Annotated in this window: 23 protein-coding genes; 11 read left to right on the plus strand and 12 right to left on the minus strand. The window is 47.9% G+C overall.

What is annotated here, in order from left to right; all coding sequences use genetic code 11:
- Positions 1–37: 37 nt before the first annotated feature.
- Positions 38–2092: a TonB-dependent receptor plug domain-containing protein gene (locus BMX82_RS07765; RefSeq protein WP_091767612.1), complete on the minus strand. Its 2055-nt coding sequence runs from the start codon at positions 2090–2092 to the stop codon at positions 38–40.
- A gap of 99 nt (positions 2093–2191) precedes the next feature.
- Between BMX82_RS07765 and BMX82_RS07770 the strand changes: the two genes are divergently transcribed.
- Genes BMX82_RS07770 through ccsA form a run of 3 tightly spaced genes read left to right on the plus strand, consistent with a single transcriptional unit; the run spans position 2192 to position 4690 of the window.
- A complete protein-coding gene (locus BMX82_RS07770) occupies positions 2192–2995 on the plus strand; it encodes an SGNH/GDSL hydrolase family protein (RefSeq protein ID WP_091767615.1) in 804 nt (267 codons plus the stop codon).
- Between the two features lie 52 nt (positions 2996–3047).
- Positions 3048–3908, plus strand: coding sequence for a cytochrome c biogenesis ResB family protein (locus tag BMX82_RS07775; RefSeq protein ID WP_317039589.1), 861 nt, complete (start codon positions 3048–3050; stop codon positions 3906–3908).
- Positions 3905–4690, plus strand: a complete 786-nt coding sequence (ccsA, locus tag BMX82_RS07780; RefSeq protein WP_091767620.1) for a cytochrome c biogenesis protein CcsA — start codon at positions 3905–3907, stop codon at positions 4688–4690. Before BMX82_RS07775 ends, ccsA begins: the two co-directional genes overlap by 4 nt.
- Positions 4691–4852: 162 nt before the next feature.
- On the opposite strand, the gene BMX82_RS07785 is transcribed toward ccsA, so the two are convergent.
- On the minus strand, positions 4853–6943 hold the full coding sequence (locus tag BMX82_RS07785; protein ID WP_177172047.1) for an outer membrane beta-barrel protein: 2091 nt from the start codon (positions 6941–6943) through the stop codon (positions 4853–4855).
- A 254-nt stretch (positions 6944–7197) separates the two neighbouring features.
- Here BMX82_RS07785 and BMX82_RS07790 point away from each other — a divergent pair, with 254 nt between their 5' ends.
- Positions 7198–7581 carry a LytTR family DNA-binding domain-containing protein gene (locus BMX82_RS07790; RefSeq protein ID WP_036910297.1) on the plus strand — a complete coding sequence of 128 codons (384 nt, stop codon included), beginning with the start codon at positions 7198–7200 and terminating at the stop codon, positions 7579–7581.
- Positions 7578–8066 carry a TonB family protein gene (locus BMX82_RS07795; RefSeq protein ID WP_091767626.1) on the plus strand — a complete coding sequence of 163 codons (489 nt, stop codon included), beginning with the start codon at positions 7578–7580 and terminating at the stop codon, positions 8064–8066. The genes BMX82_RS07790 and BMX82_RS07795 overlap by 4 nt, the downstream gene beginning before the upstream one ends.
- Before the next feature lie 8 nt (positions 8067–8074).
- Here BMX82_RS07795 and BMX82_RS07800 read toward each other — a convergent pair whose 3' ends face one another.
- Genes BMX82_RS07800 through BMX82_RS07810 form a run of 3 tightly spaced genes read right to left on the minus strand, consistent with a single transcriptional unit; the run spans position 8075 to position 10559 of the window.
- On the minus strand, positions 8075–8557 hold the full coding sequence (locus BMX82_RS07800) for a dihydrofolate reductase (protein WP_036910299.1): 483 nt from the start codon (positions 8555–8557) through the stop codon (positions 8075–8077).
- Complete coding sequence (locus BMX82_RS07805) at positions 8554–9348, minus strand: thymidylate synthase (RefSeq protein WP_036910300.1); 795 nt, start codon at positions 9346–9348, stop codon at positions 8554–8556. Before BMX82_RS07805 ends, BMX82_RS07800 begins: the two co-directional genes overlap by 4 nt.
- Positions 9345–10559 (minus strand): methyltransferase RsmF C-terminal domain-like protein, encoded by a 1215-nt coding sequence (locus tag BMX82_RS07810; protein ID WP_091767629.1) that lies wholly within the window; start codon positions 10557–10559, stop codon positions 9345–9347. The genes BMX82_RS07805 and BMX82_RS07810 overlap by 4 nt, the downstream gene beginning before the upstream one ends.
- Before the next feature lie 117 nt (positions 10560–10676).
- On the opposite strand from BMX82_RS07810, the gene BMX82_RS07815 reads away from it, so the two are divergent.
- The 4 genes from BMX82_RS07815 to BMX82_RS07830 are packed head-to-tail and all read left to right on the plus strand — an operon-like array spanning position 10677 to position 12487.
- On the plus strand, positions 10677–11357 hold the full coding sequence (locus BMX82_RS07815) for a DUF6249 domain-containing protein (protein ID WP_143058343.1): 681 nt from the start codon (positions 10677–10679) through the stop codon (positions 11355–11357).
- Between the two features lie 5 nt (positions 11358–11362).
- A complete protein-coding gene (locus BMX82_RS07820; protein WP_036910303.1) occupies positions 11363–11560 on the plus strand; it encodes a PspC domain-containing protein in 198 nt (65 codons plus the stop codon).
- A gap of 14 nt (positions 11561–11574) precedes the next feature.
- A complete protein-coding gene (locus tag BMX82_RS07825) occupies positions 11575–12114 on the plus strand; it encodes an RNA polymerase sigma factor (RefSeq protein WP_036910304.1) in 540 nt (179 codons plus the stop codon).
- Positions 12098–12487 carry a DUF5056 domain-containing protein gene (locus BMX82_RS07830; protein ID WP_036910306.1) on the plus strand — a complete coding sequence of 130 codons (390 nt, stop codon included), beginning with the start codon at positions 12098–12100 and terminating at the stop codon, positions 12485–12487. Before BMX82_RS07825 ends, BMX82_RS07830 begins: the two co-directional genes overlap by 17 nt.
- Here the strand turns inward: BMX82_RS07830 and BMX82_RS07835 are convergent.
- The 7 genes from BMX82_RS07835 to BMX82_RS07865 all read right to left on the minus strand — a co-directional run bounded on the left by BMX82_RS07835 (position 12399) and on the right by BMX82_RS07865 (position 21105).
- Positions 12399–14414, minus strand: coding sequence for a PorE family type IX secretion system protein (locus tag BMX82_RS07835; RefSeq protein WP_036910307.1), 2016 nt, complete (start codon positions 14412–14414; stop codon positions 12399–12401). The two genes, BMX82_RS07830 and BMX82_RS07835, sit on opposite strands and share 89 nt — an antisense overlap.
- A 30-nt stretch (positions 14415–14444) precedes the next feature.
- The gene (locus BMX82_RS07840) at positions 14445–16322 is read right to left on the minus strand and encodes a DNA topoisomerase 3 (protein WP_036910457.1); all 1878 of its coding nucleotides are present in this window, start codon (positions 16320–16322) and stop codon (positions 14445–14447) included.
- 83 nt (positions 16323–16405) lie between these two features.
- Positions 16406–17419, minus strand: coding sequence for an SDR family oxidoreductase (locus BMX82_RS07845; protein WP_091767635.1), 1014 nt, complete (start codon positions 17417–17419; stop codon positions 16406–16408).
- A complete protein-coding gene (locus BMX82_RS07850) occupies positions 17416–18600 on the minus strand; it encodes an iron-containing alcohol dehydrogenase (RefSeq protein WP_091767638.1) in 1185 nt (394 codons plus the stop codon). Before BMX82_RS07850 ends, BMX82_RS07845 begins: the two co-directional genes overlap by 4 nt.
- Before the next feature lie 95 nt (positions 18601–18695).
- The gene (locus tag BMX82_RS07855) at positions 18696–19364 is read right to left on the minus strand and encodes an AlkZ-related protein (protein WP_036910313.1); all 669 of its coding nucleotides are present in this window, start codon (positions 19362–19364) and stop codon (positions 18696–18698) included.
- Between the two features lie 2 nt (positions 19365–19366).
- Positions 19367–19594, minus strand: coding sequence for a hypothetical protein (locus tag BMX82_RS07860; RefSeq protein WP_091767641.1), 228 nt, complete (start codon positions 19592–19594; stop codon positions 19367–19369).
- Positions 19591–21105 carry a Y-family DNA polymerase gene (locus tag BMX82_RS07865; protein ID WP_091767644.1) on the minus strand — a complete coding sequence of 505 codons (1515 nt, stop codon included), beginning with the start codon at positions 21103–21105 and terminating at the stop codon, positions 19591–19593. The genes BMX82_RS07860 and BMX82_RS07865 overlap by 4 nt, the downstream gene beginning before the upstream one ends.
- 311 nt (positions 21106–21416) lie before the next feature.
- Between BMX82_RS07865 and BMX82_RS07870 the strand changes: the two genes are divergently transcribed.
- Positions 21417–22523: a cation diffusion facilitator family transporter gene (locus BMX82_RS07870; RefSeq protein WP_091767646.1), complete on the plus strand. Its 1107-nt coding sequence runs from the start codon at positions 21417–21419 to the stop codon at positions 22521–22523.
- A 44-nt stretch (positions 22524–22567) separates the two neighbouring features.
- Entirely contained in the window at positions 22568–23704 is a 1137-nt protein-coding gene (locus BMX82_RS13285; protein WP_081911020.1) for a nitroreductase family protein, read from the plus strand.
- Positions 23705–23750 lie beyond the last annotated feature (46 nt).

Below are 23750 nucleotides of genomic sequence, written 5' to 3' on the forward strand. Positions count from 1 at the left end.
TAATTAATCCCCCATCAAACTGATGGGGGATTAATATTTATAGTCTGATACTGAATCCTGTTATTATCCAGCGACCAGGTTCCTGAACGTGTCCAAAGTCTACATAATCCTTGTCGAATAGGTTGTTGGCCTCTACATATAGTTTCCATGTTTTTTGTTGCCATGACAATCGGGAGTCAATCAGCGTATAGGGCTGATAATTGTGTGCGATGCCATCGAAGTCGGTGTATTGGCCCACGCGGTCTTGCCAACGCAGGTTGACGTACAATGTGAGTTGTCTCCACAATGGTAGTTGGGCATGAGCCACCAGCTTGTGGCGCAGATACTCCAGCGCATATTGCGACACGACGCCCGCTTCCAGATTCTTTTCTTGGTTGATGTAGCTGTAGCTCAGTTTTACAACAGCTTGCTGTAAGCGGACTGTCGCTGATAGCTCAGCGCCAATGCTGTTCACCTTGGTGTGGTTCACACTCTGCCATACAGCCTCATCGCCTTTCGAGGTGTCCATGATCCAATCAATCATGTTGCGTCCATGGTGATGCCAGATAGTGGTACTGAAGGTGACGAGCCATGTGTGATAGGTAATACCAGCTTCTAGAGCCCTCATCTCTTCAGGTTTCAGGTGCGGGTTCGCACTATAGCCCTGTAGCTTGTAGTACATCTCTGTGAACGAAGGCATACGTAACGATGTGTTGTATGAGGTATGCAGAGTCCATTTGTTATTAGGGCGATAGCTGATGTCAATTCCAGGGTAAACAGTCATGTTCATATTGCTCCATGAGTTCTTTACCGCCACCAGTCCTGCTGATAGTGTGAAATGCTTCAGTAGCAGGTTGTGCTCCAGAAAACCACTGATGTTGGTACGGTTCACGCCAAGTGTATACTCTCTGTCAGTACCTTTAATATGGTGAGCTTGTGTGAGTGGCTCGCCTAAGTTCCCACTTACCAGATCCTCATTTCTCAGTTCTGCGCCAAAGGCCGTTCGTCCTGCCTTCCAGTCGAAATAGCTGCTCAAACCGACTCCATATACATCTGTGCGGTTATAGTTGAATTTCATCTTCTCTGGCATGTCGCGATACCCTTCATAACGGTCGCGGTTCTGGTTCCAGTAGATGCTGGGTGCGAAGTGCAGTCTGCCTAGCTTCGTTTCACCCTGAATGGCCGAATAGAGTTTCGTGGTGTGTTCATACTGATTGTCGGCCTGCCACTTGGGTGAGGCCCAGAACGTGCTCGATCCATAGCCTTTGTCAGCCATCCCAAGATGCCAGTTCAGCCTGATGGTCTCATCTTCGTATTGCCCCTGATAGAAAGCCTTTGAACCACTGAAGTCTGTATTCAGCGTTCCAGCCTTCGAGCGACTATAACCATCACTGCGACTGTAGCTGGCACTCACCTGATTGTTCCAGAGTCCAAGTTTCAGGTTCGTTCTTCCGCTTGCCTTCGCATAGCCATACGATCCCCCTTCTAGAGTCAGGTCAGTGCTTGTCTGCAGGGCTGGCTTCGTTACGATGTTAATCGCCCCGACTAGAGATGAGGTGCCATAGATGCGTCCCGCAGGACCTTCTACCACCTCTATCCTCACAATCTCGCTCAGGTCGATGGGCAGATCCATTGCGTTGTGTCCCGTTTGCGGATCACAGATGTTGATTCCGTTGAGTAGCAGGATGATCTGGTCTGACGTACCTCCCCGAATCGAGATGTCGGTCTGCGCACCAATAGGTCCACGCTGACGCACATCCACGCCTACGGCGTATTTCAGCAAATCGTTAATACTTTGTACTGGAGCCTGCGCAATATCCTGGCGCTCTAGTACAGTTACCATTCTCGCAGCCTGACTTTTCGTCAGGGGCGCCCTCGAGCCAGTTACACTGACCTCCTCGAGCATCATCTCGCGGGCTGTTGTCATCGTGGCAGAGTCGGTTACGACGGGTTTTGTCGCAACACTCTCCGCAGAGGCATAGGTCAGCGTGGCTACAGAGAGCACACTGCACACCACCTCTCTACCGAGACAAGCAAAGAGCGAGTAGCCTTTGTTTCCGAAATGACGGAACACCAGGCGTTGGCGCTTCATGTTGAATGTTGGTTTGTACATGTGTTAAAATGTTCTTAAAGTGCTCTGCTTCTTGCAAAACGAGTGCAAAAGTACAAAAAATATTCGTACCTTTGCACAAAATACAGAATAAATCGCATCATGAAACGACTATTGACCGTTCTTTTGAGTGCTTTACTGGTGCTCCCAGTTCTTTCCCAGCAACTCATTCGCCATCCTTGGCAAGGTAAGCGTGTGGCCTATTTTGGCGACTCTATCACCGACCCCCGAAACAGTGGGTCTAAACTGAAGTATTGGCATTATCTGCAAGAGTGGCTCGACATTGTCCCTTACGTCTATGGTATCAGCGGACGGCAATGGAACGACATTCCTGCCCAGGCAGATAAGCTGAAGGCTGAGCATGATGACGATGTAGACGCAATCCTTATATTCATAGGTACCAACGATTATAATGCTGGTGTGCCCATTGGCGAGTGGTTTACAGAGCGTCAGGAAAAAGTGGTGGCAGGCATCCATGAACAGAAACATCCCGTAGACCGTCTCCATCGCTACCCCGTGATGTGCGATTCAACCTATCGTGGCCGCATCAACAAGGCACTTGACTATGTGAAGCGTCTCTATCCTACTAAACAGATAGTATTGCTCACCCCCATCCATCGCGCAGAATTCTATGCCAACGAGAGTAATTGGCAGCCACGTGAAGATTATACCAACAAGTGTGGAGAATACCTTGATGCCTATGTCGAGTCTGTCAAACAGGCTGGCAATCTCTGGGCTGTCCCAGTCATCGACCTCAATGCTCTTAGTGGCCTTTATCCTCTGATGGATGAGCATACCCAGTATTTCAAAAGTGCAGAGAACGATCGCCTGCATCCCAACGATGAGGGGCATCGACGCATGGCGCTTACTTTGATGTATCAACTGCTTGCACTGCCTGTGTTCTGAGAATGTTTTTAACTGTTTTTTGATATATCTTATGTGGAATAAACCGTTTACAATGAAAGAGGGCTTCTTGATAGGGGCTGGTGTTGTCGCGGCGGGCTTAGTACTTCAGCTCAGCGTGGGGCGCGTTGTGTGGAACACCTTTGCGTGGCCCGTCAACGGCTTTGTGCTTGTAGGCTTTTTCGCCCTCATAGCCATCGTATCCCTGTTGGGACGCCGTTTCTACGTCTGTCAGTTCATTGGCTCCAATCGAGCTGCTATTCCCGCCCTTGTCTATGCCGTGGTGCTCACTATTGTCATGGGACTGGTGCGTCAGGATGGCTCAGGCTCGTGGTTCAGTGACATGCTCTCATTCTGGCCCTTTGTGCTCGTCTATGTCTATATTGCCCTTATTTTGGGACTTGTCATCATCCGTCGTTCGCTCCGTTTCCGTTGGCGTCGCGACATACCCTTCATGCTCAACCATCTTGGGCTGTTTCTTGCTATGACCACTGCCACTTTGGGCAATGCCGACATGCAGCGCCTCAAGATGGTTACCACCGTTGATGAACCCGAGTGGCGTGCCCTTGCCTCTGGTGGGGCTATTGTCGAGATGCCTATTGTCATTGAACTCAAGCGTTTTATCATGGAGACCTATGATGATGGATCGCCTCGTCGCTTTGCTTCTGATGTACAGATACTTACCAAGTCTGGCAAGCGCATTCAGACTACCGTCGATGTTAACAAGCCCGTAAAGGTTGATGGGTGGAAGATCTATCAGTATGGCTACGACACCCAGATGGGTGCCATGAGTCAGATATCCATCCTTGAACTGGTGAACGACCCCTGGTTGCCACTCGTATATCTGGGCATCTACATGATGCTGAGTGGGGCCGTGTTTATGTTTGTTTTAGGAGAAAGGAGGAAACGCGTATGACTTGGCATCATTTCATTTATTTTGCACTCCCTGCAGTGCTGTTGTGGGCTTTTGGCGCATGGTCCGCATGGCGTTCTAAGTCGCGTCTCGCCACAGTCTCTACCATTGCTGGCCTGTTTGTATTCTTCGCGTTTATCCTGTCAATGTGGGTGTCGCTTGAGCGTCCGCCCTTGCGTACTATGGGCGAGACACGCCTCTGGTACTCGTTTTTCTTGCCCTTGGCGGGTATCATTGTCTATTCGCGCTGGAAGTACAAGTGGATTCTCATCTTCTCCACCATTCTGGCTCTTGTGTTCATCTGTGTCAATCTGTTCAAGCCCGAAATCCACTCCAAGACGCTTATGCCAGCCCTTCAGAGCCCCTGGTTTGCGCCCCATGTCATTGTCTACATGTTTGCCTATGCCCTACTGGGAGCCGCAACTGTCATGGCCCTCTATCTGCTCTTTTTCAAGAAGTCGGCCGTCAGCAAAGAAGAATTCCTCATCACTGACAATCTCGTGTATGCGGGTCTGGCTTTCATGACATTTGGCATGCTTTTCGGTGCCCTCTGGGCCAAGGAAGCGTGGGGCCACTATTGGTCGTGGGATCCTAAAGAGACGTGGGCAGCCATCACGTGGTTTGCCTATCTGGGCTACATCCACTATCGCCAGCAGCCACGCCACAACCGCTATCTGGCGCTCATAACCCTGTTAGTCGCTTTCGTGCTCTTGCAGATGTGCTGGTGGGGCATCAACTACCTGCCCAGCGCCCAAGGCGCCAGCGTCCATACCTATAGTAATTGAGGCCAGAGAAGGAAAGTTTTTTGCATTTTTTGTCCCGATTAGAGTTTCTTCAACAAGATATGGATCAAACTTGGACTTTACTCCGACTAAACCCCAACTTTACCCGGAGTAAAGTCCCCTTTTAATCCGACTAAGATTCGAACTTATCCATTAGTTCTTGTGCTATTTCCCGAATCGCGAGGTGTCGACTGATTTCTGCTTGTGGGTTTTGTAGCCGTTGAAAGTGTAGCGTACGGTGAGTGAGAAGGCTTGCATGTCGACATGGTTGGTGAAGGCGTAGCTCGTCTGACCAATGTGGCACTTGGTTTTCGTACGGTAGGTGTCGAAGATATCCTCGCCATGGAAGGTGAGCGAGAGACCCTCGACTGGGGGAATCCAGGTGATACCAGCTGAGACGGAATACATCTCCTGAATGTCGTAGCAGCCCTGAATGGCAGGGAACTGGTACCAGCAGGAAAGCTCGAGAAGGAGCTTCTTTTGAAAAAGAGAGAGATTGTTGTTGAGTCTGAGCATCGATGCGACCTTACGCTTTGAGAATGATGTGGCGTCGAGTTGCCCGCTCTGGTGCATGTCGAAGACCATAGTGGTGAGGCGCGACTGGAACTGTTGGGTCCAGTCGATGGGTAAGACAGCCATGAGACCATAACGATAGTCATGACGCATGTTGAAATATTTGTAGATAGCACAGAGTTCTTTGTCGCTGAGTGTCATGGACTGAGTAAAGCGGTGGGGGCTTGACTCGGCAAACACGCCAAACACGTATTTTGATTGGATGATATAATTGAGGTTGAGGCTGTACTTGACGTAGGGCTTTAGCGAGGTGTTACCGTCGTTCACGCAGTAAGTATTGATATAGGTGCGGTTGGCCGCAGTGGTCCAGTAAGTGGGATAGCGCTTTTCGCTGTTGAATGTGAGCTGGATGACGCGGGCGGTGCGTGGGCGATAGACGAGGGTGAGCGAGGGATAGAGTTGCCACTCCTGCCAAAGTGTGGTGGCGGGGACGCCATCCTTACTGTACGACGAGTGGAAATACTCGCTCTCGAGCGATAGGTTGATGAAGCCTTTCTTGCCCAGAGAATGGCGATAACCCACGTAAGCGGAGCCCGTCTGCTCCTTCTGCTCGAACTTGAATGATTCCCCAGTGAAACCTTGGGACGACAGGAACTCCTTGTGGTTGGTTGTGGTGGCGATGTTGCCCCGGATACCGTAGTTGATGTGGCCGCCCATCAGGCTGATTTTGTGGTCGACGAAGAGACTGAGTTTAGACACTTGTTGCTTGTAGCTGCAGTCGAGACTGCTTTGTTGGGAGTCGGTGAGATCCTGGTGCTCTTTCTCGTTGTAGAAGGTGGCGCTGGCACCTATCTCGAAATCGTGATGACTGAGTGAGGCTTCGAGGTTGTGGAGCCATGAGGGACTCTTGGTGTGGGTGTCGCTCAGAATGGGTGCAGCATTTATCGTAGTAGCGGCTGTGGCGTTGCTCTTGGGATGGTCGTGTTGCAGCACATAAGATAGTGAGATTGAAGTGTGCTCGCCCAACGTGATGTCGGCATCAGCATAGAGGCTGTTGTCGAGTGACTTGAAGGTGTGGTGGTCGGTCTGAGCGACGTCATAGGTGTGGCCTGCCAAGGGGTGAAGGGCATTGAGATTCATATGAGTGGCCGACTTATCATAGGTACCAGCATAACCCATGTTGGCCGACCACTTTGGAGATGAAAGAGCTAGATTCAGACCTCCGTTAGCTCCTGTGTAGGTGGCTTGGCTGAGGCTGGCATTCACGTCGCCATTGAGCTTCAATGAATTAGAGTGCTCTTTGGTAAGTGTGATGTTGACTGAAGCGCCTCGCACACCAAAACGGCGAGGGGTATTGTAGTAGACGTCAATGCTGGCCACGCGGTTGGGTGACAGCGAAGAGAGGTAGGATAGGAGTTGTTCTTGGTTCATACCGCTTTTCTTTCCATTGACGAGAATGGAGAATGAGGTGGCTCCGACAATGGTATATGCCGTCCCAGACTTCTGTAGTGTGGGTATCTCGTCGAGCATATCGAGTGCATGACGGATAGGACGATCCGCCATGAGTTGCTGGCCGCTGTAGTGCAGAGCGCCATTTTCATTGACTCGCATGGGCAGACGCCCCTGCACGGTGATGCCCTTCAGTTGGAAGGTTGTGTCGACAAGGCTGTTACCCGACTTCTCCGAAGGAGTCTGGCCAAACGATGCCACAGCAACGCCGACTGTTAGAAAAAAAATATTCATTATTCGTTTCATGGTGGCAAAGGTAAGTAGAAAAATGAGGAAAAACAAATCGGAAAGACCTCGTTTCATGAACACCTGCTTTGAGTTCATCAAATGACATGAGAAGCTCGAAAAATGTACGTTATAGGGGCTGTCTGAGCTTGAAAATACGGATTTCATGAACTGAACGGCATATTTCGTGAAATAAAGGTGCAATAGTCGTCTGTTAATCAGATGAAAATATGTATATTTGCAGCAAAATATCGAATCAAAGCATGGATATAAAGTATTTGATATTATCGAACAGTAATGTACTAGTGAGGGTGGCTGTGCCCGATATCGCGTACATCTCTTCAGACGGCAGCTACTCGACGATGGTATTGACTGATGGGCGCAAACACGTATTTTCTTTCAATCTGTCGGCGTTTGAAAAACTTCTGGAGAGTCAGTTGGGATTGGAGTCACAGGTGTTTATCCGCTTAGGTAAAAGTCTGATTATTAACAGCAACTACATTTACTGTATCAACATCCCGTCGCAGGAACTTGTTTTGTCGGGTAGCAGGATGGGCGAGGGCTTTACGCTCAGCGCGTCGCGTGAAGCCTTGAAGTCACTCAAGTCGATGATTGAAGAAAACGTAAAAAGCAGGAGGTTATTATGAAGAATATGGAAAACGATGTATATGTGATAGGTGGCAAAAAACGTGCCCATTGGCTCAGGTATGTCATCATTGCCCTCTGTATAGCAGCGGGTATAGCGCTCTGGCTGGCGCAAGGCCGCCCCAAAAGAAGCACTCAGCCCACACAGGAACTGAATGCTATAGAGGTGTTGCCTGAAAACGCTATGTCGCCTAAGTTTGATGGGCAGTATGACTTCAGCGAGTTCCTGAAGTGGGTGAGTGCCAACATTAAGTATCCTAAAGGCTTGGAGAGCATCGAGGCTAAGGTGGTTGTGGCATTTGTCATCACGCAAGAGGGCGACATGGCTGATATTGAAATCGTGTCGCAGCCTGAGCAGAAGGCGTTTGGACAGCAGGTGGTGAGTCTGCTGAAAACATGCCCAAAATGGGCGCCAGCAAGACTGGCAGACGGAACAGCTACAAACATGCGCTATACACTGCCCGTGAAGTTCAAGACGCCCCAATAAGCACAGTCCTACTTACGGATATAATCGACAAACGAATATGCGAAGTCGTGACGATCGTCAGCAGGATAATCTTCACGGCTTTCTTCTTTCCATTCGTCCTGATAGGGCGGGAAAAAGGTGTCGGCTTCTGCAGGTGTGTTGTCGACCTCCGTCAGGCAGAGGCGATCGGCCATGGCAAGGGCTTGTTTGTAGACGCTGGCGCCTCCAATGATATAGATGTCTTCATCGCTGGTGCAATGCTTCAGAGCCTCATCGAGCGAGGGGTAGACATCGCACCCTTCAAATGCTTTGGCACTGCGGCTTAGTACGATGTTACGACGATTGGGCAAAGCGCCTTTGGGTAGTGAGAGAAACGTGTTACGTCCCATGATAATGGTGTGACCCGTGGTGAGCGCTTTGAAGCGCTTCATATCATTGGGTAACCAGTAGATGAGTTTGTTATTATTTCCAATGGCCCTGTTCTTGGCCACGTTTGCAATTATTGATATCATACGCTAACTTCTGCTTTAATATGAGGATGAGGATCGTAGCCTTCAAGCTGGAAGTCCTCGAATTGGAAGTCAAAGAGCGACTTCACGTCGGGATTGATAATCATGCGAGGTAAGGGGCGGGGCTCACGTGTGAGTTGAAGCTTAGCCTGCTCGATATGGTTCAAATAGAGATGGGTATCGCCTGTGGTGTGGATAAAGTCGCCAGCCTTGAGACCTGTTACCTGTGCCATCATCTGGAGCAGTAAGGCGTAGGAGGCGATGTTGAATGGCACACCCAAGAAAGTGTCTGCGCTTCGTTGGTAAAGCTGGAGTGAGAGCCGCCCATCGGCCACATAGAATTGGAATATTGTATGACATGGAGGCAGAGCCATTTTATTGACCTCGGCCACGTTCCATGCAGAAACGATCATGCGTCGAGAGTTGGGATTGGTCTTCAGCTGATTGAGTACGTATTGAATCTGGTCGATGGTGCCTCCGTTGTAGTCGGGCCATGAACGCCATTGATGACCATAAACGGGCCCCAATTCGCCATTCTCATCAGCCCACTCGTTCCAGATGCGCACACCATGGTCTTGCAGATACTTTACATTGGTATCGCCCTTGAGAAACCACAGCAGTTCATAGATGATGGACTTGAGATGCAGTTTCTTGGTAGTGAGCAAAGGAAATCCGTCGTCGAGATTGTAACGACTCTGAGTGCCGAAGATGCTGATGGTTCCTGTTCCTGTACGGTCACCTTTTTCAGTGCCTTCGGTAAGGATGCGGTTGAGAATGTCTAAATATTGTTTCATTGTATGTTGATGATTTTTATTTCTTCTGATGGCAGGTGGGTGGTCTTGATGCGCCACGCCTTGGGATAGAGGTTGTTTGCACGTGAGCCAATGTTTTTGGCAGGGCCAAGCACAAAGCCCTGATAACTCACGTTTACAATGCCACGTGGTGTGTTGGCTGGTAACACGATGGCCTCGCCACGCAGATATTTCAGAGCCTCTGGATAGGAGACGTCTGCTTGGGGGAATTCGCCATCAGGCAAGTCTGCCTTTAGCATCTTCATAGACAATGACTTGTTTGGAGCAGGGGTGAAATCCCCTTGTTTGCGGAGGACGCAAAGGAACAGACCTTCGCCACGCGTGATGCCTGGGATGAAGCGATAGACAGGGGCATCGAAGCCTTTGAGCAGCGACCCCGTGATGTTCCATTCTGGTTCTACGGGAATGGCTATGGGCTCGGCTTCGAGTGTATCTATCATCCAACGGATGTTCTCCTCGTTTTCTTTTGTATTGAATGTGCAGGTACTATATATGAGCGTTCCACCTGGTTGGAGACACTGCCATGCGTCCTCGACGATGTCGCGCTGAAGTTTCCAGCACTTCTCAACATTCTGGGCGCTCCATTCACTGATAGTGGCAGGGTCTTTACGGAACATGCCTTCGCCAGAGCATGGCACATCGCAGAGTATGAGGTCGAACTTGAGCTTGGATTTGCGGAAGTCGCGAGGGTAATTGTTGGTGACAATGCAGTTGGGCCAACCCCACTTAGTGATGTTCTCGAGCAGAATCTGGGCGCGATTAGCCATCGGTTCATTGCTCACGAGCATACTGTTTTGGGGCAGCATACTGCGCAGAGCCGTAGACTTGCCACCAGGGGCTGCGCAGAGGTCGAGGACTTTCATCGGTGTGGAGCTAGGGTTTAGATAGCGTAAAGCGTGAGTGATAAACATCGATGAGGCTTCTTGTACGTAGTAACAACCTGCGTGGAATAGGGGGTCGAACGTGAACTGAGGGCGTCCTTCGAGGTAATAGCCTTCTTTGCACCAGGGAACAGACTGTCCTTTGACAAATTCCGGGTGCTTGGTATCTGAACCTGTCAGAGTCAAAAGTTTCAACGGGTTCAGACGGATACTTGTGGGGGCATCGTGATTGAATGCCTCCAAGAAGCGGTTGAAGCGCTCGTCACCCATCAACAGCCTTGTTTCGTGGATGAAATCCTCTGGTAATTGCATGTCTGATGCAGATTTTCTGCGCAAAATTAAAAAAAATATGGGAAAAAATACTATCTTTGCAACTAATTTATGATTTGTTACGTCAAACAGGTGTAGAATTTAAAAAACTGAAAGGATATGAAAAAGTATTTATTCGCAATCGCAATGGTGCTCGCGCTCGGCATGAATGTTGAAGCAGCTGCACAGAAACACCGCCACACTCCGCGTACGGAGCAGGTTGACTCTACAAAGAACAAGCAGAACGCAATCGAGGCATTCTCAGACACTACGGCCGTGGCTGACGCTCAGGATGCTGAGGATGACAGTTACATCACCTCACGCCATCGCTCACACGATGATGCTGACAGAATAGTACACAGCGTGTTCAGTGGTCTTGGCAATGACGAAATCTTAGGGATGGGCTTCGTATTGTTGATAATTCTGACTATCTTCTTATTTGCTCCGATAGGTATCATCATCGCCATCTTCTACTTCGTGAACAAGAATCGTCGTGAGAAATATAAGCTGGCACAGATGGCCATCCAGAACGGACAGCCTATTCCTGACGACGTGTTGAAGGAAAAACAGGACGATTGGGATCGCTCAGACTACCAGACAGGTGTAAGACAGATGTTCACAGGTGTGGGCTTGGCCATCTTCCTTGGCATCATCTTAGGCAAGTTAGGTATTGGTATCGGTGCTCTGGTATTCTTCATCGGACTAGGTAAGTGGTATATTTCAAGAAAGTCCAATTTTACAGAAAATGGTTCTCAGAAGAGACAGGACATGGAGGATTGGAATAATAATTCAAACGTGTAGGACATATGGAAAAAAAATTGAGGCGCTCTAACGACAGAGTCATAGCTGGAGTTTGTGGCGGTATAGCAGAATATCTGGATTTTGATCCTGTAATGGTAAGGGTAGCTTACATGTTTCTGACGCTCTTTACATGCTTTAGCGGAGTACTTTTCTACTTCATACTATGGCTGGTAATGCCTGAAAAGAATTTATTAGAAAGATAAGAAGGAATAAAGTAGTGGCAGAGCTCAGTGATATCGCACTCGTGACGCAGGTGGCTGTGTTCCGAAACAAGAAGGCCTTCGACCAGCTTGTCAGGAAATACCAGTCGCCTGTGAGACGGTTCTTCCTGAATCAGACAGGGGGGGACGGGCAGTTGAGCGATGATCTGGCACAAGAGACTTTTATCAAGGCTTATACCAATATAACGAAGTTCAGAGGTGTGGCGAGTTTCTCAACATGGCTGATGCGAATAGCTTATAACGTGTTCTACGACGAGATAAGATCAAGAAAACAAACAGAAGATATAGACACCACTGCGATTAAGAATACCAAGACGTCAGGAAGCGACACTAGCATGAATATGGACATACAGACGGCATTGGCGCAGTTAAAGCCTGATGAACGAACCTGTATTACCCTGCAACTTATTGACGGCTATCCTATAGATCAAATAAGTAAAATAACGGGAATGAACGAGAATACGGTGAAATCGCACCTGAAGCGAGGAAAAGATAAATTAGCAATCTATTTAAAAGAAAATGGCTATGGACGATAAAGACAAGATTATGATAGAAGAGTTCTTCAAGCAGGCTGCTAAGCAGCAGATTGAGGACAATGGATTTACGGAGCGGGTAATGATGAACCTGCCAGACAGAGAGGTTGAGGAGGCTCGCAGACTATCGCGGTTGTGGACGTTGTTCTGCCTTGTGGTAGGCAGTGTGCTCTTCTTCCTATTGGGGGGCTGGCCTGTGTTGAAAGATTTGTTGCAGGGGGGATTTCACATGTTGGTATCGGCTTTTGAGGTGTTGCTGGTAACGGCTACAACCACGGAGATTCCTGTTAATCCTTGGGCGCTTCTGCTGACACTGGGCTTTGTAATAGTCTTCCTGCCTTATCAAATAGCCCGTAAGTTGTACGTAATACAATAAACTCAGTGCGACGGTTCAGCTGATGGCACTGTTCTTGCTGTTCCTCAGGGAGTGTGGCAATAAAAGCTTCGGATAAGATGTCACCCTCTTTGAGGAACTTATATTTTTCGGCTACTTTGCGCTTAATACGTTTGGGATTCGCCTCGCCATAACCTTTTGGGGTAAGGCGGGCAGATGCGATGCCGTGGTTTATGAGATAGTTCACTACACTCTCGGCGCGTCGTTGTGAGAGACGCTCGTTATATGCAGCGGAGCCTCGACAGTCAGTATGGGCAGACAACTCGATGGTGATGTTAGGATTCTCGTTGAGTAAACGAACCAGTTCGTTGAGGGCTGTGGTTGATTCTGGGCGTAGGCTGGCTTTGTCGAAGTCATAGAAGATATTTTCTATCAGTACTGGGGCTGAGATATTTGCCAACGGGAATTGAAGCGTACGCTCTTCTGAAGTCGAAACGGGTTCTACCCGCAATTGCTCCTGATGATTCAGATAGCCTTTACAGGTTGCTAGAAATACGTAGTCTACACCAGGCTTGACTTCCTGAGTGAAGGAACCGTCACCTCGTACACTGAGTCGCAGGTTAGTTCCATCATTCCCCACCATATACACTTGGGCAGTAGGAAGCTCGTAGCCATCTTGCTCATATACCCACCCCTTTATTGTTTGGATAATCTCTGGATTATAGAAACTGTAGATATGGTCATTACCTCGTTGGTCACCACGATTGGAACAGAAAAAACCTTGATTTTTTCCCCCTTCGAAAGTCATTCCGAAATCATCGCCTTGGGAGTTCAAAGGGAATCCCGGATGCTCAATCTTCCCGTTATGGGCGATGAAGATATCTAGTCCTCCCATGCCTGGATGTCCGTTGCTTGAGAAATATAAGTCGCCATTAGGCCGAAAGGTGGGAAACATCTCATCGCCAGGAGTGTTGATGGTAGGCCCTAGGTTCTCAACTGCTCCCGCCTCTTCGCCTCTTCGCAAACGGCATCGCCAGATGTCGAGTCCTCCCATGCCTCCTGACATGTCGCTGACAAAATAGAGCCATTCGCCATCAGGCGAAACAGCAGGATGTGCAAAACTCGAGGTAGTATCTTTAGAGATGATAAGTTCTGTAGGTTTACTCCATGTTGCGTCGGAGCGATGAGAGACAACAATGCCCGCATAACGTGGAGAGTTGAGAGCGGTCTTGCATTGTGTAAGGTACATCGTCTTTCCATCAGGTGAGAAGCAGCATGCGCCTTCGTCGAAATTAGAGTTCAGTTCGGAGTCGATGTTCTGGGGTTTTGTCCAACGCCCCTGTTCGTCTTTTTGTGAGAGGAAAATATCAGCAGCCTTGGCTCCTGTGATGCCGCTCAATTCGTCGCCCTGAGCCTGATTGCGGGTAGAGGTGAAATAAAGCAGGTTATTGTCATCGCCTCCTAACATAGGCGAATAGTCGTCGTGTCGCGAATTGAAAATATCCATTCGCTTCACGATATATGGCGAACCCTGTTTTTTCCATTCTGGAGCCATCAAAGCTGACTTTATCCCGTTCTTGACAAGTTGATTTTCTGGTAAGGAGTCGGATGCAATATTAAACTGCTTGGCGGCTTCTTTGTAATTGCCGTTTTTAAGATAGAGCTGTCCCAAATAGAGATGGGTAAGTGTGTCGGCTTGCTTGTAGCGAACCACGTTGTTATAGGCTGTGATAGCCTTGTTGGTGGCATTGATGCGACGATAGCACTCTGCGAGTAATTTGGCACGTTGCCCCCTTGTGGCTCTTTCCTTTGTCGGAGTCTGTGAGTATGCTTTTCTGTATTGTTCAGCGGCATCGAAGTATTCTCCGACGGCATAGAACTTATCGCCTTTCTTCATGGCTTGTTCAGGGCCACAACTGGGAAATAGCGTGATGATAAGAAGATATAATATGGTGAGATTCTTCCGCATACCATATTAATAACGAAGAATCTGGCATTTTTATTGTTTCTTGCCTTTCTTCTTCCTCAAATCCTCGTCAGTTGTCACGGTAACGCGACGATTGGATGGGTCTGTCATCACGTCATGTACAATGTCTGCCACCTGTTTTTTTAGTTCGTTGATAAATTGCTGGGCATCGTATTTCTGATGTTCAATATCGCGAAGTTTTTTCTCCCAAATACCTGTCAACTCACAACTCTTCAACAATTCTTCACGGATGAGATCGATAAGTTCGATGCCTGTTGGAGTGGCGATGAGACGCTTACGCTCGCGCTTGATGTAATGGCGTTTGAAAAGAGTTTCGATGATACTAGCACGTGATGAAGGACGCCCAATGCCATTTTCCTTCATAGCAGCACGTAGGCTTTCATCCTCTACGAACTTGCCTGCAGTCTCCATGGCCCGAAGTAAAGAAGCCTCGTTGTAATAGGGTGGTGGTGTCGTCCATTTCTCAGTGAGTGTGGGCTTGTGTTCCCCATTCTCTCCTTTTGTGAAAGTTGGTAGTGTGCGCTCCTCGTCGTCTTCCTTTTTCACCTCGTCATCATCATTTTTATCACTTTTCACTTCTCTTACAACACGCCATCCCGGATCAAGAATCTCCTTACCCGTTACCTTGAACTCAATATCGTCGTCTCCATGTACTACACCTAAGACTGTTGTTGTAGAGAACTTACAGTCGGGCAGGAATACAGCAATGAATCGTCGAGCCACCAAATCGAAGACATTGCGCTCTGCATCGCTTAGATTTTGGGGGATAACACCAGTGGGGATGATGGCATGGTGGTCGGTAACTTTGGAGGTATCGAAGACACGTTTTGATTTTTTCAATGCTTTTCCGCCAATGGGCTTGATAAACTCAGCATAGGGAGCTACACCAGCAAATTTTGTTTGGTAGAGACCATTGAGTGTTTGCGGACACTTTGGGTATATATCGTCCGAGAGATACTGGGTATCTACGCGAGGATAGGTTGTATATTTCTTCTCGTAGAGACTTTGGATGAGGTTGAGCGTCATCTCAGCAGAATAGGCGAACTTGCGGTTACAGTCTACTTGTAGCGAGGTGAGGTCGTAGAGCTGAGGTGGCTGTTCCTTGCCTTCTTTCTTCTCAACCTTAGTCACCTCAAAAGGCTTACCCTCAATAGTCTCAAAGGCTTTCTCGCCTTCTTCTTTCGAGGTAAACTTACCTTTAGTTGCTGTAAAGGTTGTGTCTCGATATACAGTAGCTAGCACCCAATAAGGTTCGGGCTTGAAGTTCTCTATCTCTTTCTGACGATTCACGATCAAGGCAAGGGTGGGGGTCTGAACACGTCCTATGGAAAGCACTTGGCGGTTTTGGCCATATTTAAGGGTATAGAGACGCGTGGCGTTCATACCTAATAGCCAGTCTCCAATGGCACGCGAGAGGCCTGCTAGATAGAGGGGTTGATAGTCTGCCTGGTCTTTCAGATTGGCAAAGCCCTCACGGATGGCTTCATCTGTCATCGATGAAATCCACAAACGTTTTACAGGGCAGGTGGCCTGTGCTTTCTGCATTACCCATCGCTGAATGAGTTCTCCCTCCTGTCCTGCGTCACCGCAGTTGACGATGCCGTCAGCTGCCTGCATTAGGCGTTCAATGATGGAGAACTGCTTTTTTATACCATTATCATCGATGAGTTTGATACCAAAACGTTGAGGTACCATAGGCAGTTGTGTAAGTGCCCATGGTTTCCAAGCCTGAGTGTAGTCACCAGGTTCTTTCAGTGTACAAAGATGGCCGAAAGTCCATGTCACCTGATAACCATTGCCTTCCATATACCCATCGTGTGAGGATGTGGCACCAATGATTCTAGCGATATCTCTTGCTACGCTGGGCTTCTCTGCTATACATACTATCATATCAGGGGACAAAGGTACGAATAAGTGGGGACAATACAAAATAAAATCCCCGAAACCTGCAACGATTCGGGGATTTTTCGTATTTAAATGGCTTTCGCTTTCTCTTGGGCTTCAATCACCCTGTCACACCATGCGTCAAACTCTGGATCCTCGATTTGCAGTTCGGGGTGAGCGAGGATATATGCAACACAACGACGTACACCTTCGTCGAAACGGGTTGTGGCCTGATAACCAGGGACAGCATGTTTCAACTTTGAACAGTCGAAAACCACAGTGGTGGATTTGTCGCCTAGCAGATTCCCGGTAAAGTCGTATTCCTTGGGAGCTACAGCAGCAAGGAACTGTGAGGCTACATAGTAGGGTTTGAACTCCACTTTTAAGGCGTCAGCCACACACTGATAAATCTGGTTCCATGTCAGCGATTCGTCACTCATAATCTGAAAGGGCTCGCCAATAGCCTTGGGGTTGCCTAGTAGACCTATAAAGCCTTTGGCAAAGTCTTCGTTCCATGTCAGTGTCCATAGTGAGCTGCCATCGCCTTGCACTAATACGGCTTTACCCTCAATCATACGTTTCAGCACCTGCCAACTGCCTTTTGGCCCATGTACACTGACTGGTATGGCGCGTTCGCAATAAGTATGGCTAGGACGTACTATCGTAACAGGAAAACCGTTTTCGCGATACTCCTTCATTAGCAGTTCTTCGCAAGCAATCTTGTCGCGAGAGTACTGCCAGTAGGGATTTGCAAGTGATGTACCTTCTGTAATAATATGATTTCGGGCAGGCTTGTTGTAGGCAGAGGCCGAACTGATGTAGACATATTGGCGGGTGCGGCCTTTGAAAAGGCGGATATCTCGCTCAACTTGAGAAGGTAGGAAACCAATAAATTCACAAACTGCGTCAAACATGGTTCCGCCAATCTGACGAAGTACTTCTGCCTCGTTGTTGATATCGCAAATCACTTGCCTGACACCTGCTGGCACATCGTCCTTGCGGTTTCCACGATTCAGTAACCATAAGTCGTGCCCGCTTGTTGCCAATTGTCGCGTGATGGCACTGCTGATAGTACCTGTACCGCCGATTAATAATATCTTCATCCTCTTGCCATTTTGTAGATTGCTTCCATGTCCTCGGCCTTTAGCACTTTCAGACAGCCGCAGGTGGCTGTGTAGTCACGACTGCATTTGCGTGTCATCTCCTGAATCTCCTCGTCAGAGATATCCTTTCCAATGAGTTCTTTGATATTTATGGGCATGCCGATGGCATGATAGAAGCGTTCCATTGCTTCGATGCCTTTTAGTGCAGTACCCTTTGGATCGGTAAAGTCGTTGGGTACGTCCATCACATTGACAGCAAAACGTACAAAACGGCTCATGTTCTCATGCATTACGTAGCGTGCCCAGCTAGGCCAGATAGCAGCCAGACCAGCACCATGGGTGACATCGAACATTCCACTTAGCTCATGTTCCAACTGATGTGTTGCCCAATCGTCGCTGATGCCACAACCCGTCAATCCGTTGTGCATAATACTGCCGCCCCACATAATCTGCGCACGATAGCGATAGTCCTCAGGATTCTTAAGCACGGCAAACACGGCATTTTTGATGTTACGTAATGTGGCTTCAGCTAGGTCGGTGGTCAGATCCATGTCATCGTCTTTTGTGAAGTAACGTTCCATGGTGTGCATCATCATGTCAGTTACGCCAGCAGCAGTCTGGTAAGGAGGCAGCGTCATGGTGCGACGGGGATTCATGATGGCAAATTTGGGGCGAGACATATCATTAGAATAACCCAACTTTACGTCGCCGTCTTCATTGGTAATCACACTGGCCTCGCTCATCTCGCTGCCGGCTGCAGGAATGGTCAGTACAGAAGCAACGGGTAGCATTTGTTTAGGCTCAGCCTTGCCCAGATAGAAGTCCCATACGTCGCCATCGTAACATACGCCATATGCAATACACTTGGCTGAATCGATGACGCTACCACCACCAATGGCAAGAATGAAGTCAACCTTTTCTTTAAGACAAAGGGCAATGCCCTCTTTCGCCAGTGACAGGCGAGGATTGGGAACCACGCCGCCCAATGTGACATAATCGATGCCACCTTCACGGAGCAGATTGCATATCTTATCTAACAAACCTGAGCGTACAGCACTTTTTCCTCCATAGTGTACTAGAACCTTGGTTCCACCATATTTCTTAACCAGACGAGCTACCTGCTCTTCTGAATGTTCACCAAAAGCAACTTCTGTTGGTGCGTAATAATTAAAATCTCTCATATTATATCGTTTAGTATTGTCGATGCAAATATACGATTTTTGTTCGTTATTTCTTTTGGTTTTGCTTATTTTTCGAAGATGATAATGATTTTTAACTATCCTATCAGTTTCTCTATTTGCTTGTCTGTTGCGTTGGGCAATATTTTGTGGAAGTGTGCTAATAACCTTTGGAAGGACTCTTCGGGAGAGTGTGTACATAGAGAGGCCTCACGACCAAACAGTTGTTCTGGAGTCGTCAACAACGACCATCCCCATCCGTACTCTTTGCCATGCTTGTCCTGTGGGTAGATGAAATCTTCCGTTATAATGCGGCAAGACATCTGAAGGCGGGTGATGTAGCTGTCAAACCTACTTCGCATCTTCGGACCTGTAAAATCGCATGCGGCTCGTAGTTCACGGGTTATCAGACTGCCTTGTCCTTGTAATGTGAAAAGAATGGCTTCCTCAATGCTCCCCTCTGTTGGTTCTGGGTGCCTGCTTCGTCTGTAGTTGCAGAAGTCGGGCCACCACTCGCGACTGATGAATCCTGCCTTACCTGCGAAGAACTTGCCATATACGCAGTTGCCCTCTTGCACTATAGGACCTTTCCATTTCCAGAGAGGCCACTCCCAGCCACCATCGGGATACACTATGTAACGACAATCCTCGTCCACCACGTCTTCTGCCGCATATCCTTCTATCCCGCTATCCAATAGAGGCAGAAACCCTATTTCTTGAATATATGCTATCAACTCTGGACAATTGTGTATTTCTTTTCTGTACATAACTATATGATGAGTTCTGATTCTTCTTCATAACAGATTTCATTCTTCTGTGGAAAGTTTTCTTGTGTTCCTTCGTCAGCAAGCGGTAAAGCCGAGTGGATGGCATCATCGTAGCCTGTCAGTGCGGAGAATGGCGCAAACTGGGCCGCGCGGTTCCACATCGACATCTGCTGATGACGTTTGGATACGTGATGAGGAAGGTTGATGATGTCGTCATAATCGTTAATCATGCTTTGTGTCCTCCTATTTGTTTGTTACGTTCTTTGGCAGTAGCGCCTTCCTCGAAGTTCAGACCTCTTAGAATGGCGTTTTTCCCAAAGCGTTTTTTGATTTTCAGTTGTGCTTCCTGCATCCGACGTTCCTTGTCGAGTTGTGCTTTTCTTTCCTGTTTCAGCTTCTTCAATGTTTCGTAGTCGGTAAAAAGGTCGAGTTGCTGAGGTGCATTCTGTCGAGTGGCGACTGAAGCTTCTGACACTACGTGATTCGTAGTTAGGTTGAGCCTGCGGATGAGCAGATCAGGATTCACATAGCGATCATACAATTCTGTAGCACCATCCATAATCAGTCGCGACGACGATGTGGGGCTCTCGAAGTTGAACGTGCTGTGAACATGCTTTGGAACAGTTTTCCCGTAATAGTTAGTGGTTCTCTCACCATGATATCTTTCACTAATCTCGGGACGGGTCAGACTTTCCGTGTCATAGCCTACAGTCAGCACAAGTTGGTCTGTCACCAATTGCTTCGACACTAGATTGAGAGCCATTCCTTCCGCCATCTCCTGTATTACTACACGCGCTTTCTTGAAACTGTAAGGCTCTTGTAGTACCTGCCCGCTACTGAAGGAATTCGTCTCGGGTCTATATGCCTTTACTGCCTCCATCGTACAAGGTTCCCAGCCCCAGGCATGGTCTATCAGTAGTTCTGCATTCACACCGAAAAGCCGATATAGCAGTTCTTCGTTTTTTACAGACATTCGAGCTAGTTTCCCCATGGTGTCGATGCCATACATCGCCAGTTTCTGGGCGGTTCCGCGTCCCACTCTCCAAAACTTCGTCAGCGGGCGATAGTCCCAAAGTTCCCGACGATACGACATCTCGTCGAGTTCTGCTATACGTACGCCATCCTTATCAGCAGGCATTTTCTTGGCCATTATATCCATCGCAACTTTGCAGAGATACATGTTGGTGCCAATACCTGCAGTAGCCGTGATGCCCGTCTGACTCAGCACGTCGCGAATCATCTTCATGGTTAGTTCATGGGCTGTCATCTTGTAAGTCCCAAGATAGGGCGTCACGTCCATAATCACCTCATCAATGGAGTAGACGTGAATATCCTCTGGAGCGATGTATTTCAAGTAAATTCTGTAGATTCTCGAGCTGATTTCGATGTAGTGTGCCATCTGTGGCTTGGCTGCGATATAGTCAACAGCCCAGTCTGGATGTGCTTTCAGCTCCGTGTCTGATGTCGATTTGCCCGTCAGTCGATGAGTAGGAATCTTCGTCTGACGCTCATAATTTACCTCACGTATTCGTTGCACAACCTCGAATAGTCGTGCCCGTCCTCCTATGCCATAGGCTTTCAGTGAAGGTGATACCGCCAGACAGATGGTTTTTTCCGTGCGACTCACATCTGCCACTACAAGATTCGTGGTCAGCGGGTCGAGTCCTCTATCCACGCATTCCACTGAAGCATAAAATGACTTCAGGTCGATGGCGATATATGTTCGCTGTTGTTCTGGCATATCCTATATAAATTCTCAAATACGTCCACAAATATACGCATAAATCCTCAGAAACCAATCAAAATTGTTATCTTAGCCGAAAATATTAATAAAGTTTTTGAAATGAGAAAAACAACTAGAGAGATGTTGGCCGTCTATGATGATGCACCAGTTTGACAAGCAGGGTGACGAGATGAAAAGGGAACGAATGGAATTAAAATGACGTGGTCGATTCCCAATAAATCATAAAATATTGCAACAAAATTATTAAGTTTTAATTTTTTTCGTATATTTGCGCAGAGATAAATCGAAAAAGAGGAAAGACTAAATGTATGGATAGAAGTCAGGAAATCATTCGCACCAGTTGGATTGGTATTGCTGCCAACGTACTGTTGGCAGGATTCAAGGCCGTAGTGGGTATTCTTGCCAGTTCGGTTGCTATTGTGTTGGATGCCGTCAACAACCTCAGTGATGCGCTTTCAAGCGTCATAACAATTGTGGGAACAAAACTCTCACAACGCCCAGCTGATCGCAAGCATCCCTTTGGCTTCGGACGTATCGAGTACTTCAGTGCCATCATCATTGCCGTTATTGTATTGTCAGCAGGTATTACTTCCCTTGTTGAATCTGTCAAAAAAATCGTTAATCCGTCGGAACCATCCTATACGACCACAACTCTTATTGTTATTGTTGCTGCAATCATAGTAAAGTTTGTTTTGGGTCGTTATGTCAAGTGCAAGGGTGAACGATTGAAGAGCGATGCGCTGATAGCTTCAGGTTCAGACGCATTATTCGATGCTGTCATCACGCTGACCACGCTTGTTTCTGCAGGCGTCATGCTATTATGGGGCATTTCGCTCGACGGCATCCTTGGAGCGGTGATTTCCGTCGTCATCATCAAAGCGGGTGTTGAGATGCTTGCCTCGCCTGTCAATGCTTTGTTGGGCACTAGCATTCCTGCAGAGCTCACCAGCCAGATTACGAAAGAGGTTTCTAGTTTCGAAGGTGTGCATGGCGTGTTCGACCTGGTTCTTCATAATTATGGTACTGATGTGATGATGGGCTCACTCCATATCAATGTCAACGACACGATGTCTGCTTACGACATTCATGGTCTGACGCGTAAGATATCAGCGCAGATGTTCGAACGTCATGGCATCATCATGACCATTGGCGTTTATGCAGTTGCCACTGGTGATAATCGTCGTGCAGAGTTACAGTCAGAGGTGATGCAGACACTCTCCGTCCATAAGGAGATAGTCCAAGTGCATGGCTTCTACTACTCCGAGGCCGATGGGATACTCTCTGTTGATATCGTTCCTGATATCTCCGTCCACGACGATACTACTCTCGTTAGTCAGCTTACCAGCGAGATATCCCCTCTGGTGCCGGGCATGCGGATAGTCATCGTGATTGATCATAATTATTGTGAGTCGTAATGAACATAGTAAGATAATTCTGTCATAACTAAACCAAGATTTTTATGAAAAAAATATTTCTTAGCCTAATAGCTGTATTTTTTGCACTGACCATCCAGTCGCAAAGCGTATATGATTTCAATGTAAAGGATGATGCTGGTAAGGACGTATCGCTGGCTGAATACAAGGGAAAGGTGCTGCTGATTGTGAACACCGCTACCCGTTGTGGGTTCACCCCTCAGTACAAGGAGTTGGAGACCCTGTACGAGAAATACAGAAAGGAAGGTCTTGAAATTCTTGATTTTCCCTGTAACCAATTCGGTGAACAGGCACCTGGTACTATCCAGGAGATTCACGGTTTCTGCACAGCCAACTTTGATATTCAGTTCCCTCAGTTCGACAAGATTGAGGTGAATGGGGCAAATGAGCATCCGATCTATACCTATCTAAAGTCGAAGAAAGGCTTTGGCGGTTTCAACTTGAACGACAAGACGGGAAAAATGCTTGATGATATGTTTCGCAAACAGAATGCAGACTACGACAAGAATGCCGATATCAAGTGGAACTTTACAAAGTTCCTTATTTCGCGCGATGGTAGAGTTGTCAAGCGTTATGAGCCAACAGATAGAATTGCAGACATTGAAACGGATGTTCGTATAGAGCTTAATCCTACTCTCAGTACTATTATGGCGCGTCGTTCTGTTCGCAAATATCTCGACAAATGTGTGGAGCACGATAAGTTGGAAATGATTGTCCGCGCGGGCATCAATGCACCGAGTGGGGTGAACCGCCAACCATGGATTGTCTGTGTGGTGGAAAATCAGCAGCTGATTGCAGACGTGACAGAGGTATATAAACAGGAAAATGCAGAGCAAGTGAAGCGCGACAAGGATTTCAAGAACATGTTCCGCAATGCGCCAAACCTCATCTGCGTCTGCACGCCAGCCAATGGAGACGGTGATTTGGATGCAGGACTGCTTGGTGAGAATATGATGCTGGCCGCACAGTCAATGGGCCTCGGCACCTGCTGTCTCGGTGGCCCCGTGCGTTTCCTCAACTCAAATGCTAAAGCAAAGTTCTTCCTTGAGCGTCTCAACATACCTGCAGACTATCGTTTGAACTATATTATCGCCATTGGCTATCCTGATGAACAGCCTGATGCCAAGCCGCGCGATGCCTCTAAGGTGAAATATATTAAATAGGTAAGGTCATCTGATGGCCTATTCGTATTACAAAAAAACAAAGGGC

The sequence above is a fragment of the Prevotella sp. khp7 genome, assembly GCF_900109055.1.
In the GTDB taxonomy this organism is placed as follows: Bacteria; Bacteroidota; Bacteroidia; order Bacteroidales; family Bacteroidaceae; genus Prevotella.